The 12,853-nt window shown below is 67.2% G+C and carries 9 protein-coding genes; 3 read left to right on the top strand and 6 right to left on the bottom strand.

Translation table 11 applies throughout. The annotated features are described in order from the left end of the window. The first annotated feature begins 342 nt into the window (after positions 1 to 342). Positions 343 to 1,683, top strand: coding sequence for an ATP-binding protein (locus GobsT_RS19625; protein WP_010044986.1), 1,341 nt, complete (start codon positions 343 to 345; stop codon positions 1,681 to 1,683). Between the two features lie 3 nt (positions 1,684 to 1,686). Beyond that, positions 1,687 to 3,132, top strand: a complete 1,446-nt coding sequence (locus tag GobsT_RS19620) for a tetratricopeptide repeat protein (protein WP_010044984.1) — start codon at positions 1,687 to 1,689, stop codon at positions 3,130 to 3,132. A 192-nt stretch (positions 3,133 to 3,324) separates the two neighbouring features. Here GobsT_RS19620 and GobsT_RS19615 read toward each other — a convergent pair whose 3' ends face one another. Further along, on the bottom strand, positions 3,325 to 4,197 hold the full coding sequence (locus GobsT_RS19615) for a hypothetical protein (protein WP_148087808.1): 873 nt from the start codon (positions 4,195 to 4,197) through the stop codon (positions 3,325 to 3,327). A 67-nt stretch (positions 4,198 to 4,264) separates the two neighbouring features. Between GobsT_RS19615 and GobsT_RS19610 the strand changes: the two genes are divergently transcribed. After that, positions 4,265 to 4,621, top strand: a complete 357-nt coding sequence (locus tag GobsT_RS19610) for a cupin domain-containing protein (protein WP_010044978.1) — start codon at positions 4,265 to 4,267, stop codon at positions 4,619 to 4,621. A gap of 51 nt (positions 4,622 to 4,672) precedes the next feature. Here GobsT_RS19610 and GobsT_RS19605 read toward each other — a convergent pair whose 3' ends face one another. The 5 genes from GobsT_RS19605 to GobsT_RS19585 all read right to left on the bottom strand — a co-directional run bounded on the left by GobsT_RS19605 (position 4,673) and on the right by GobsT_RS19585 (position 12,820). Beyond that, on the bottom strand, positions 4,673 to 5,749 hold the full coding sequence (locus GobsT_RS19605; RefSeq protein WP_010044977.1) for a tagatose 1,6-diphosphate aldolase: 1,077 nt from the start codon (positions 5,747 to 5,749) through the stop codon (positions 4,673 to 4,675). An 894-nt stretch (positions 5,750 to 6,643) separates the two neighbouring features. Beyond that, complete coding sequence (locus tag GobsT_RS41120) at positions 6,644 to 7,003, bottom strand: response regulator (protein WP_071529259.1); 360 nt, start codon at positions 7,001 to 7,003, stop codon at positions 6,644 to 6,646. 67 nt (positions 7,004 to 7,070) lie between these two features. Further along, a complete protein-coding gene (locus GobsT_RS19595) occupies positions 7,071 to 8,972 on the bottom strand; it encodes a response regulator (protein WP_010037424.1) in 1,902 nt (633 codons plus the stop codon). A 396-nt stretch (positions 8,973 to 9,368) separates the two neighbouring features. Beyond that, entirely contained in the window at positions 9,369 to 11,111 is a 1,743-nt protein-coding gene (locus GobsT_RS19590) for a TIGR02996 domain-containing protein (protein WP_010037418.1), read from the bottom strand. 2 nt (positions 11,112 to 11,113) lie between these two features. Continuing rightward, positions 11,114 to 12,820: a TIGR02996 domain-containing protein gene (locus GobsT_RS19585; RefSeq protein WP_010037416.1), complete on the bottom strand. Its 1,707-nt coding sequence runs from the start codon at positions 12,818 to 12,820 to the stop codon at positions 11,114 to 11,116. Between the last annotated feature and the right edge of the window lie 33 nt (positions 12,821 to 12,853).

Raw genomic sequence — 12,853 nt, 5'->3', positions numbered from 1 at the left:
CGCGACGCGGAGCGCGAGATTCGGTGGTAGCGATGCCCCAGCGAATGACCCGTTCCCGACCACCCGGACGGTAGCGACTGTCCACCTGATGTCCAGTCGGTGCCAGGGGCGGCGCTGTAACCCCCGTTACAGCGCCGCGCCGCTGATGCGGCGGCACCACGGAGCACGACATTCGTTGCGGTCCCCATACGAGGAAGAACCCGCGGCATCGAGTCGATTCGCCTCGCCGGAACACGCACCGCCGAAAATGACCGTTCCCACTCATCCGTCACCACCCCTAAGTTGAAAAGTACCGGGGAAATCGATTGCGCTCCGCCACACCCGCCCGCGAGAGTACGCTTCATGGCAACACCCGATCCGCTGGCAGGGCTCATCGCGGCCGTCCAACTCAGTCCCGACAACCTTCCGCTCCGCAAACACCTCGCTGAAGCGTTCGCGGGGCTGGGTCGTTTCGCCGAAGCCGAGGCCGAGTACCGCGCCGTCCTCGCCACCCACGCACAGGATCTGACGGCCCGGCTCGGTCTGGCGCGGCTGTACCACCAGCAGGGCCAAACGAGTCAGGCGTTCGTCGTGCTGGAAAGCCTCGTGCGCGACCCGCAGGCGCCGGCAGAGGCTCACGTACTCCTGGCAAAACTGTGGCTCCGTGAGGGGGACATCGAGCGGGCGGTTGCCCGGTACAAGCTCGGGGTCGAGATGGACCCGGACGCTGTGGACGCGGAGTTCGCCTCCCGGCTCGGCATCGATCAGTCCCCCGATGAGAGTGAAGTTTCGGACGGCCGTCTCGCCGTCGGTGATGTCGAAGAAGCGGCCGACGTGTCGGCCCGGTTAGAGAAACCCAAGGTGCGGTTCGGCGATGTCGGCGGCATGGACGCGATCAAGGAGGAGATCCAGCTCAAGATCATCCACCCGCTGAAACACCCCGAGCTCTATGCGGCTTATGGCAAGGCGATCGGCGGCGGGATTCTGATGTACGGTCCGCCCGGGTGCGGTAAGACCCACCTTGCCCGCGCCACCGCCGGCGAGGTGAACGCGTCGTTCATTGCCGTCGGGATCGAGGACGTGCTGGATATGTGGCTCGGTTCGAGCGAAAAGAACCTGCACGCGCTGTTCGACGAGGCCCGGCGGAACCGCCCCTGCGTGTTATTTTTCGACGAGGTGGACGCCCTCGCGGCCAACCGCAGCGACCTGCGCCAGAGTTCGGGGCGGATGATCATTAACCAGTTCCTTTCGGAACTGGACGGCGCGACCACGTCGAACGAGGGCGTCCTTATTCTCGCCGCCACCAACGCGCCGTGGCACCTCGACCCCGCGTTCCGCCGCCCCGGCCGGTTCGACCGCATTCTCTTCGTGCCACCGCCGGACCTTCCGGCACGGGCGTCGATCCTGCGCGTCCTCACTACGGGCAAGCCCCAACAGTCGATCGACTTCGAGCAGGTAGCAAAGAAGGCCGATCAGTTTTCCGGCGCGGATCTCAAGGCGGTTATCGATTTGGCCGTCGAGGCCAAGCTGCGGGAAGCGATCACGAGCGGCGTCCCGAAGCCGCTGACCACAAAAGACCTACTGGCGGCCGTGCCGCAGGTAAAACCGTCCACGAAGGAGTGGTTTTCGACCGCGCGGAACTACGCGACGTTCGCGAACCAGGGCGGGCAGTACGACGACATCCTGAAATACCTCCGAAAGTGAATCATGCAAACGGATCGGTTCGCCCGCGCCCGCATTCTGATGGAGCAGAAGCGGTACGACCTGGCCAGCAACGAAATCACGGCCCGGATCGGCGACGACCCCGAAGACCCCGAGGGTTACATCCTCGCGGCGCTGTGCCATTTCACGCTGGACCGACCGGGCGCCGGGGACGCGGCGCGCCGCGCGGTCGAACTGGCCCCGAACGACTCCCGAGCCCACTTCGCACTCAGTTTGGTCGAATCGAAGTGCGGCAACCTCGACGGAGCCGAGGCGGCCATCCGCCGCGCGATCGAGTTGAACAGTTGGGCCGCCGGGTACTTCGGCCAGCTCGCCGCCATCGAGATCGGGCGTTACGACTGGAGAGCGGCCCTGCGGGCGGCGGACGAGGGGTTGGCGATCGACCCCGACGACGACGTGTGTCTGAACCACCGCGCCGTCGCGCTGACGAAGCTCGGCCGCCACGACGAAGCCGCCCACACGCTGGAAGGCACGCTGGAGAAGCACCCCGAGGACGCCTACACCCACGCCAACCGCGGCTGGACGCTGCTGCACGAGAACGAACCGCGAAAGGCCGTTGACCACTTCCGCGAGGCGCTGCGTCTGGACCCGAATTCCGAGTGGGCGAAGGCGGGTCTGCTGGAAGCCCTTCGGGCCAAGAACTGGTTTTACCGGCGGGTGTTACAGTTCTTCTTGATGCTGTCGCGGTTTTCGCCGCGTATGCAGTTCGGCCTCATTATCGGAATGGTCGTGGTCGTGCGGGCGCTCGCGGAACTGGGCGAGCAGGTTCCGGCCGCGGAGCCGTTCTTTGCGGTCCTGATTTTCGCCTACGCCGCGTTCGTGGCCGCCACGTGGTTCGCGAAGCACATCATTAACATGCTGCTCCTGTTCGACCGCGACGGCCGGGTGCTGCTGGACCGACAGCAGAAATGCCTGTCCGCGGTCTGCACGGTGCTGATGGTCGTGGTGCTGGCGCTGGTCGCCTCGGCGGTCGCGGGTACGGACCGGCGCGCCGCTCCGGCGGCGGTGTTCGTGTTCTTGGTGGCGGTTCACTTGGCGTCGGTTTTCCAGATCCCCGCCGGCCGGTTCCGGCTCTTGGGCGCCGGGGCGTCGGCACTCATCCTCGGCCTGTTCGCATACGAACGGTTTGAACGGTTCGACCTCATTCATCAGTTCGCCATGCTCCAAACGCGTGCCGAGTCGCACGACACGTGGGCGGCCGAGTTCCGGGCTCGTAAGGCGAACATGACTGAAGAGCAAACTGCGGCCACCGAGAAAGGGCTGCAGAACTCCGCGAACGTCCTGGACCGCTCACTTCAACTGTTACGCTCGCGCGCGGAGGAGCTGAACTCGTGGGAATCCGTTCTGGGGTTCGCGAGCCTGGGCGGGCTGTTGCTCCACGGATTTCTAGCCGCCAAGGCCGTGCGAGCGCGGTTCGAGTCACTGACATAGATCCAGGTCGAAACACAACCGTCGCGTGCCGGCTCACTCATTCACGGTCCGGCTGGTTGTGTCTGTTTCTTGTGGCACAGACCTTCCTGTCTGTGCAGCCTTCTCGCCCCGCACAGACAGGAAGGTCTGTGCCACGAAGACAAAACCAAAACGGACACCAACAGCCGGTTCGCGTACCAGTGTGGCCCGGCATCATTTGGGAGGCGAGAGGTTGACCGGGGCGAACGCGCTTTGGCCTCTCGTCACCGTGACCGTGCGCACCGTTTCCAGCGGCGGGGCGTAGCGGACCCGTTGAACGAGCCCGGATTCCGGGTTGCGCTCGTGTGCCACCGTGTTCCAGTTGGGGTGCCAGGCGACGAGTTCGTAAGTTCCTTCCGGCACGTGTGACAGCTCGAACCGGCCGTCCGGCCCCGAGAGGGTGAAGTACGAGTGCTCGCAGACGAACAGGTCGGCCGCCTGCCAGTGGTACCCCGACGCGCTCGTGAGTTCGATGCGGCCGGGGGCATCGAAGGTGCGCTCAAGCGCCTGGTCCGGGTCCGGGAAGGGGATCGCGAAGAACGCGGCCCCGCGCCCCCGCAGCGTGTTGAACACCGGGTCTGCGGACCGGAAACTCACGGCGGCGCCGCGGCGCACGAACCCCACCCGGCCCGGCTCGCCGCCTTCGGGAGTCACAACGATCTGCGCGTCGCGAAATTCCACCCGCACCGGCGCCGCGGCCCACGGCTTCGCGCGAGCGGGATCAACGTTCCGCAAATACACGACGGCGCCCAGGAGCGCGTAACTCGCGCGATCGATTCGCGGGGCGTAAGGGTGCGAGAGGACGCGGCGGGTGTACCCGGTGCCGTCCGGACGGGGGCGCACGTCCGCGACCGGTTCGACAACCGGTATCGCCCCGGTCCAGGTGACCGAGCCGATGATTCCGCCGGACTCGCCGTGCCGGAAACCTGCGCCGCCCTCAAGAGCCGGGGCGGAACTTGCGGGCGCCGGCGAGCCGACGGACGGCGGTTCCGAGCCGCACCCGAACGCACCGAACAGTACGGAGATTAAGAACAAAGCTCGCGGCACGGGTCGGTGTCCTCTCGAACTCGGTGGCTGCTGCGGGTAAGGTGTTCTCAATCCGCGGAGAACCACCATGCCCGCAACGGCGACGGGTTACGTCATCAAGAAGCAGAGCGAGGCGCCGAACGTGCCGTGCCCGTGCGGGGTCAGCACGCGCATCCTGACCGGTGCCGACGGCGCCCCGTGCTCGCTCCACGTCACCACCATCGCGGACGCCACCCGGCACTACCACCGCGACACGACCGAGGTGTACTACATTCTGGAAGGGCAGGGCAAGATGGAATTGAACGGCGAGTGGCACGAGGTGGGGCCGGGGACCGTGGTCTGGATCGAGCCCCGCACCCGGCACCGCGTTACAAGCGAACACGGCCTGAAAACGATCGTGTTCGCCCTGCCCGCGTTCAACCCCGCGGACGAGTGGTTCGATTGATCCGCGAGCCGGACGTTCACACCCGTTGTGTGCGCCCGGTGCTAGCGAGGATCAATACACCGCGTTCGGGTCGACCGGGCCGGTCCCCTTGACGGCGGTGCCGCCGCCGTAGCGGGCGTGCCACCCCTCGGCCGTGCGGATGCCGTGCAGGTCTTCCGTGGTGATGCCGTACTTGGCGAACCACGGGGTGCCGGTGCGGACGATCTCGTCGGTCTCCTTCACCCGGCGCACGCACTCGGTTTCGGCGAACTTCTGCCGGTCGGCCGGGTTCGCGTAGGTGAAGAACTCTTTCCAGAACGCGCGGCCGCCGAGGATGCCGCTGGCGCCCGCCTTCATCGCCATCTCGACTTGCTTCTTGTACTTGTCGTAGTCCACGCCGGCGGACAGCAGCACCCACGGCTTGGCGCAGGCGTCGTTGAGCCGCTTCAGGTTGTCCACCAGTTGGGCGTCCGACTCGACCCCGAACGTGCCGGGGAACTCGGCCTTATAGATGTCGCAGTACCGGCTCAGGTACTTGGCGGAGTCGATCACCGTCTGGGCCTTGCGGGCCTTCTGGCTGTCCGCGCCTTCCTTTTCGCCGTTGAACGGGAAGTGGATCGGCTCCAGCAGGAACAGGATGTCGTGCTCGATGCACTGCTCGTACATCTGGCGGGTGAACTCGAAGTTCTTCTCGGCGCTGTCGAACTCGGTGGGCTCGAACTGGGCCAGCAGCTTCACCGCGTCGGCGCCGCAGCGCTTGATCTTGTGGACGCCCCAACCCGGCTCCACCTCGCCGCACGGCGCGCCGGCGGCGTTCTTGTCGGCGCCGGACTTTTCGACCCGGATCAGGATGCCGGTGCCCGGCGGGACGGCGTGCGCCGCCACCGTGCTGGCGTACCCGTAGTAGCCGTCCACGAGGAGCCCGGAGCAGTGCGGGGCCAGCGCGCGGGACAGCATCACCTTCGCGTCGGCGATCTCGTCGTAGGTCGGCTCCTTGCCGGTGGCCGCCTTCATCATTTTGATCATCGAGCTGTTCTGGTCGGTGGCGACCATGCTCAGCGTGCCGTTCGGGTTGCTGATGCGCTGCAGCCCGCGGAGCTTGCCCGGCGTCAGACCGAGCCCGTACAGGCGCGTGATGGATGTGGCCATGAAGTGTGTTCCCTTTGGAAGTTCGGCGAATCGCTTGACATCTTAGAGCCGAGACATCGGACGAACAGTCTGGCCGGGCGGTGCGCCCCACTTCGCCGTACCGCCGGGGTGCGGTGGCCGGGTCCCGACCAGCGTGCGCGCTGTTCAACCGGATTTGGGTGGGAACTGGGGCGAGCGAGCGGTGAAACTGCGTGGGCTCGGGAATCTGCTCCGCCGAGCAGGCGTCACCTCATACACGTGCCCGGTGGGAGTGTCGCTTTTCTTGACGAGCCGCGACCGCCAGGGAGCGGGGTACGTGGCACCGCTCCCTGGCGGTCGCGGCTCGTCGACAAAAGCGACACCCATTGCGGGTTCATGTATCAGAGCAGAAGGACTTGTTGTGTATATTTTGTAATTGAAAATGTTCGTTTATTCGTGCAATGCCTGACGGCTATTGCCACCGCAGCAAAAGGAATCGCGAGACTGGCAGGAAGTCGCTCGGGTCCACAATCTTCCGGCAAGCACTCTCTCGCCTGGAGAATAACCGAATGAGATTGGAACTCTCACCGCCAAAAACGGCACTACCCGGACATATGACAGCCTCTCCCCACTGTCGCACGCCCGGGTAGTGTGTTTTGCTTCGATGACGATCCGTTCAGCAGCACGCCTCTCCCACCGTTCTGCTGACCGAACCGCTTCGATGGTAATAACTAAAGCACACCTCGCGCCAATTCGTCACAAACGGTAACGAAAAAGATGTAAGTCGTTTGTACTGAAGGCATTCCGCGTATTTCATTTTCCATAGCTTAGTTGCCGCCAAGGACCGAATGCTCGTTCCGTGTGCAAGGGGTAGCGTGCCTGCACACAAGCTTGGCACGCGTCCCTTTCGAGCCGAGATCTTTTTGGCGTGCTGCTTCACGAGATGGCCGAGTGGGCCAGCAACCAAGCCACCTCCCAGACGAGTTTGTCTGGTATGAACGGCTTGCCCAGGAACCGAGTGTGACTGTCCAGGGGTGGCTCCAGGCCTCCGCTGATGAGGAGAATTGGTAAAGCCGGATGCACGGAACGAATGCGTGCGATCACTTCTGTTCCGGTGAGCCCGCGTGCCCCTTGGTTGAGAATGGCGGCAACACAGTCCGGAGGTGAGCGGAGTAAAGCGGCAAGCGCCGCGGCCCTGTTTGCGACCGCAGTGATTTGGTACCCCGCGTGTGCAAGGACCCGAGTCGCGAGCTTACGAACTGCCGCATTCTCTTCGGCCAGTAACAGCTTCGGCATTCACCACCCCACCAACGACGGTTCCACCGCGTCGAAGGTTGGCCGAGATGAAAAAAGCGTACCGCATTTACCTCACTGGACGATTCAGAACCTCGTGAACCGTGTGAGCCAGAGACGCCGGGGTGTACGGCTTCTGAAGGAAGTTCACCTTGGCGGTTTCAACGCCGTGCCGCACCACAGCGTCGTCCATGTACCCGCTTGTGAAGAGAACCCGGATGTTCGGGTTTGTGCGCCAGAGCCGCTCGACCAGTTCGTGCCCACCGACACCCGGCATGACCACGTCCGTCAGGAGTAAGTCCACCGTGCCAATATGGTCCCTGGCCAGTCGTAGGGCTTCCTCCCCGCGCCCGGCTTCCAGAACCGTGTACCCGGCCTGTCGAAGCACACGTGCGGCCAGGGCACGCACCGTCGCGTCGTCCTCGGCGATCAGCACGGTTGCGGCGCGATCGGCCGGGCGAAGGGGCAATACGGGCAACCGAGGCGCCTCCGGCGCTTCCCCACGAGGCAACTGCACCCGGAATGTGGTTCCTTTCCCGAGTTCGCTGTCGACCCCGAGGTGACCGCCGAACTGATGGACGATGCCCTGAACGGTGGACAGCCCGAGTCCCGTTCCGCGATCCGGGCCTTTGGTGGTGAAGAACGGCTCGAAGATGTGCGGCAGCACGTCGGCCGCGATGCCCGTGCCGGTGTCTCGGACCGCCAGCACGGCGTACTCTCCGGCGCGCTCGCCGCTCAACACGGCGTTCCACGTCTCGACCGTCAGCCGCCCGCCGCGGGGCATCGCGTCCCGGGCGTTCACGCACAGGTTCACCACCACCTGCTCGATGAGCCCGGTGTCGGCGCGGATCGGCCACAGCCCGCCCGCGGCCCGGACGGTCAGCTCGATGTCCTCGCCGATCAACCGGCCGAGCATCGGCACCAGCCCGCGCACCACGTCGTTCAGGTCGACCCGGCACGCGACCGCCACCGACCGCCGGCTGAACACGAGCAACTGCCGGGTCAGCCCCGCGGCCCGCTTCCCGGCGGCGTAAACCTCCTGAAGGGAGTCCCGGGTGCCCGCGTCGAGTGCGGCGCCCTTGAGCAGCAGGTCGGTGTACCCGTTAATGACGGTGAGCAGGTTGTTGAAGTCGTGGGCCACCCCGCCCGCCAACCGGCCCACGGCTTCCATCTTCTGGGACTGCCGCAACTGCGCCTCCAGCCGGCGCCGCTCGGTCACGTCGAGGGCCAGCACCAGCCGGGCCGGGCGCCCGTCGTACACGATGTCGTGCGCGGCGATCTCCACCTCGCGGACGGTGCCGTCCTTTCGGACGTGCGGCCACACCCGGCCGGTCGCGTCGAGCGGGGGCGGCTTCTTGACCGCGTTGAGCAACTCCGGCACGTCCTCGGCCGGGCGGATGTCGGCCAGCGTCATACCCAGGAACTCGGCCCGCGAGTACCCGTACCGCTCGACCGCCATGTCGTTGACCGCGAGGAACCGCAGGGTCGAAGGCTCGTACACCCACATCGGGTGCGGGTTGGCCTCGAACAGCAACCGGTACTGGCGCTCGCTGTCGCGCAGCGCCTGCTCCGCCCGGCGGGCCCGGATGAGGGTCCGACACTGTGCCGTGAGCGTCACCGGGTCGGCCGGTTTGGTCAGGTACACGTCGGCCCCGTTCTCCAACCCGGCGGCACGCTCCGCGGGCTCCGCGGCGTGACCGGACAGGAGCACCACCGGGAGCCCCGCGGTGGCCGGGTCGGCCCGGAGCTGGCGGCACACCTCGTGGCCGTCGAGCCCCGGCAGGACCACGTCAAGCAGCACCAGATCCACGCCCCCGCGGGCCATGAGCAGCGCGTCGGGACCGGTCGCGGCCTCGACCGTCTTGAACCCGGCGATCTCAAGGAGCCAGGTCAGCGACAGGCGGTTATCGTCGTCGTCATCGACAATCAAGACGGTCGGGACGAAATCCGGGTGCGACGGAGTGTTTGACACGACAACGTCTCAAGGTCTCGTCACAGGTCGGACCGGGGCGACCCGAACGAACCGGGCGGGGAAGTGAACCTGCGAAAGGATATACTGTCGGCACGCCTGTACAAGTCAGGAAAATCGCCTTTCATTGGACCGAACAAGGAAAACGAGGTTTCGTTAAAGAGGAGATCGTGGACGACTGATTCGAGCTGCGCTTATACTGGGGGCGGAAAAATCATGAGGTGCTTTGTCTCCGTCGTAGCGTCTGACCAGCGCGTGCCGCTCGGGAAGGTGACCTCCGACAAATTGCTGCGGACGTTACCGCCCGCGCCCGCAACGAACAACTGGCCGAGCCCACAAACCCACCACGCGCGGATGACGACCCGCGTATCACACTGCTCTGCGCGAACCAGGGTAAGATCACGAGCTCAGTCGCTGCCCGAGCCGGTCCGCGAGCTCGGCGCGCACCTTCGAGTCGCCGGCGTACAGCCCGCGGATGTCCAGTTCGGTTTGTGGAGACAGGTACTCCGACTCGGCCAGTGGTGCGAGGTCCGACACCCGGATGTCGTCGTTGGTGCCGATGTCGAGCACCTGGAGCCGGGCGAGTTGCGGGGCCGCGGCCAGGACTTCAACCGCGTCCGGGCGGAGCTGGCAGTGAGACAGGCGCAGCCCGCTCAGGCGCCAGTGCGGTGAGTGCAGCAGCGCCTCGATCCCGGCCGCAGTGATTCGCGTACCGCTGAGGGAGAGCACCCGGAGGTTCGCGAGGGCCGGGCACTCCGCCAGGGCGCGCAACCCGGCGTCGGTGATCGATTCGCCCGGTTCGGCCCCGGCCTGGTGGTACACACTGTTTCCGTTCAGGTGCAGGGTGTGCAGCCGGGTGAACCGCCCGCTCCCAGCAATGTTTCGCAGCGACTCGTCCGAAAGGTAGTTCTGCGACAGATCGAGGTACGTGAGGGACTCGACCCAGGGGGCGGCGCAGAGCCGGGCCGCGCCGGCGTTGCGGATGGCGTTGCCCGCGATGTCGAGAACGCGCAGGTGGGGCGGCCCCGGGCGGCTGAACAGGGCTTCGAGCGACACGGGGCCTGCGGGCTCGCCGGCTTCGTCGTAATCGTTGTTGTTCGCCCAGGCGCCCTGTTGCAGGCGCAGCTCCTCCGCCTGTGTCCAGAACCGCGACGCGGCGAGTTCCTCAACATCGCCCGCTGCAAGGCCGGCCCGGTTCATGTGCAGCCGGTGAAGGTCGCGGAGCGCGGCGCACCCGAGCAGCCGCCCCAGTGCTCCCCCGAGTTGGGTGCCCGAGATGTCGAGTTCGCGGAGCCGGAACGGTGCAGCGCGGAACGCCTCCCAGCCGTCGGCCGCGATCGGGTTGTCGCGAACGTCGAGCGCGGTCAGCGCCATCAGTGCCGGTGCGGACAGCAGGGCGCGCAGGTCGTCGGCGGTCAACTGTGCCGCGACCGCCGCGAACTCGTCGAGCCGGCACGCCGAGCCCATCGCCCGGGCGAACTCGGCCGCGTCGAGCCGGCCGCCCTCGTACCCGGCCGCGCCGCACCGCAGCGCCTTCAGCCGGTCGCGGAACGGGGCGAACTCCAGCACCTCCGGGAGCGGGTCGAGCGGCCCACGGCCGGTCAGGTCCAGTTCGCGGAGCCGGTCGAAGGCCGACCGCGCGAGGAACCCGCTGATCTCGCCGAGGTCCGGGTACCAGCCGGTCAGGTCCACGGCTTCGAGCCGCGCGAACCAGCCGCGCTGCCCGGCCTCGCGCAGGTCCGCGGGGAAGTTGGTTCCCAGGTCGCCGGAGGTCACCCGCCAGCGGCGCACCGGGTGGGCGGCGCACAGGTCGGCGCCCGGACCGTTCATGAACACCGGGCTGGCGGCGACCTCGTGAACGAACCCGCGCTCGAACTCCCACTCCGTGAGTTCGGCCGTGTCGTCCGGCGGCACCCCGAGCCAGTCGCACTCGTACTCGCCGAGCAACTCGTGTTCGCGGTCCTCAAGCGGGCCGCGCTGGGGGGCGCCGTCGGGGAGTCGCGCCCGTTCCACCTGGAGACGAATGAACTCCGCTCGCGCCCCGTGCCCGTCTTCTTCGAGGAAGTCGGCGTAGACGAGCCGCGGCGTGTCCTCGTCGGGCTGGTCGCGGATCGCGCGGAGCAGGGCGGCTTCGGTGGACATGGTTACCAGGTCTCGACCGTGGGGTGGTTCTCGAGCCGGCGCCCCAGTCGGGCGGCCAGCGCGGCGGCGACGCGATCGCTCACGTGGCAGTACCGCACGTCGAGCCGGCACAGCGGCGACAGGTGCGGCGACTCGGCCAACGGCAGCAGGGCGTCCCCGCCGAGCGAGGGCGTGAACGACAGCGAGAGGGCGGTGAGCCGAGCCAGCGCCGGCGACCGCGCGAGCACCGCGGGGAGATCGCTCCCGAGATCGTACCCGCCGAGTTCCAGGCCCGCGAGCCGTAAGTGCGGGCTGCTCAGCAGCGCCTCGACGCCGCGCGCCGTCACGCGCGTGCGGTAGAGGTTCAGGGACCGCAGCCGGGCGAAGTTCGGTGCCGCCGCGAGCGCCATGACCCCTCGGTCGCCGATCGCGACTGTACACCTTTCGAGGTCCGGGCTGTTCACCCGGAGGTCGAGGTGCCGGAGGTTGGTGAACCGCCCGGAGCCGGCCATGTCCGCGAGTGCGTCGTCGTCGATCGCGTTACGCATCAGGTCGAGTTCGGTGAGCGCGTCGGCCCACGGCGCTTCGCACAGTTTGAACACGCCGCGGGCCTTGAGCTCCGTCTCCCCCAGAGCGAGCTTGCGCAGGTTCGGAGCCGGCGCCGCCGCGAGAGCCGCCATGCCCTTCACGCCCACGTAACAGCGCGTCAGCCGCAGCTCGGTGGCGCGTGCCAGGAAGTCGGTCGCCGCGAGTTCGCGTATGGCGGCCCCGCTGAGCTTCGTTTCGCCCAGGTCCAGTGCGGTCAGGTTGGCCGCGGCGGGGCTGGAAAGCAAGGTCGTCAGGTCGAGCGCCGCGGGCTGTGTGCGGGTGCCGAAGCCGATCCGCTCGACGACCGGTCGTGCCTTCTTGGCCGTGAATGCCGGCCACAGCTCCGGCCCGAGGCGCGGGCCTTCGAGGTGGACGCGCACGTCCCCCGCGGCGAACGGGGACGTGAGCAGCGCGCGCAAACCCTCTTGTGTCAGCGCGTTTTGGCTGAGCTTGAGCACCCGTACCCGGGAGCCGTTCAGGAACGGGAGCAGTTCGGCCGGGTCGCGGCGCCGGTCCCGGACGTGCAGCTCTTCGAGGTTGGCGGTCGCGGGGCTGGTTGCGAGCAGGTCGGGTAGGATCGGGTTCGGCCCGTTCTCCACGCTCGTGTCGAACCCGAACGCGCGGAGCCGGGTGAGGTGCGGCGCCCGGAGCAGGGCTTCGAGCCGGGCGAACGTCGGCGCGGTGCGGCCCGTGTCGAGATCGCGGACGTGGGACCACCAGCGCGCCCGGGCGAGCGACCGTTCTGCCCCCGTCCCGACTTCAAGCAGCCGCACCCGGCTGACCGGATGAGCTTCGAACAGCGCCGCCCCCCGGTTGGCGAGCGCCGCGGCGGTGACCTGTACGGTGGTCAAAAAACCGCGCTCGAACCGCCAGCGGGCGAGTCCCCGGGCGAGCCGATCGTGCAGCGGCCCTATCCACACCCGCTCGTACTTGCGGAGCAGTTCGTTCTCGCGGTCCTCAAGTGCCGTGCGTTCCGGGTCGGTCTCGCCCAGCGTACCCAGCCGAACCTGCGTTCGGATGAACTCGGCGCGGTCCTTCTCGCCGGGACTGCCCTGCTCGTCCAGGAAATCGGCGTAAACGAGCCGGGCGGTGTCATCGTCCGGGGAGTCGGTGATGGCGCTGAGGAACGCGGCGTGCGACATGCCGCCATGATAACAGAGGCGGCGGCGGGGCCA

It is taken from the genome of Gemmata obscuriglobus (assembly GCF_008065095.1).
In the GTDB taxonomy this organism is placed as follows: domain Bacteria; phylum Planctomycetota; class Planctomycetia; order Gemmatales; family Gemmataceae; genus Gemmata; species Gemmata obscuriglobus.
This window is presented reverse-complemented; position numbering and strand designations above follow the sequence as displayed.

What these genes read in the sequence shown, in the direction of transcription:
- GobsT_RS19585 (WP_010037416.1), bottom strand. Translation starts at nt 12,820, where the DNA reads ATGTCGCACGCCGCGTTCCTCAGCGCCATCACCGACTCCCCGGACGAT.
- GobsT_RS19620 (WP_010044984.1), top strand. Translation starts at nt 1,687, where the DNA reads ATGCAAACGGATCGGTTCGCCCGCGCCCGCATTCTGATGGAGCAGAAG.
- GobsT_RS19590 (WP_010037418.1), bottom strand. Translation starts at nt 11,111, where the DNA reads ATGTCCACCGAAGCCGCCCTGCTCCGCGCGATCCGCGACCAGCCCGAC.
- GobsT_RS41120 (WP_071529259.1), bottom strand. Translation starts at nt 7,003, where the DNA reads ATGCCGAAGCTGTTACTGGCCGAAGAGAATGCGGCAGTTCGTAAGCTC.
- GobsT_RS19625 (WP_010044986.1), top strand. Translation starts at nt 343, where the DNA reads ATGGCAACACCCGATCCGCTGGCAGGGCTCATCGCGGCCGTCCAACTC.
- GobsT_RS19610 (WP_010044978.1), top strand. Translation starts at nt 4,265, where the DNA reads ATGCCCGCAACGGCGACGGGTTACGTCATCAAGAAGCAGAGCGAGGCG.
- GobsT_RS19605 (WP_010044977.1), bottom strand. Translation starts at nt 5,749, where the DNA reads ATGGCCACATCCATCACGCGCCTGTACGGGCTCGGTCTGACGCCGGGC.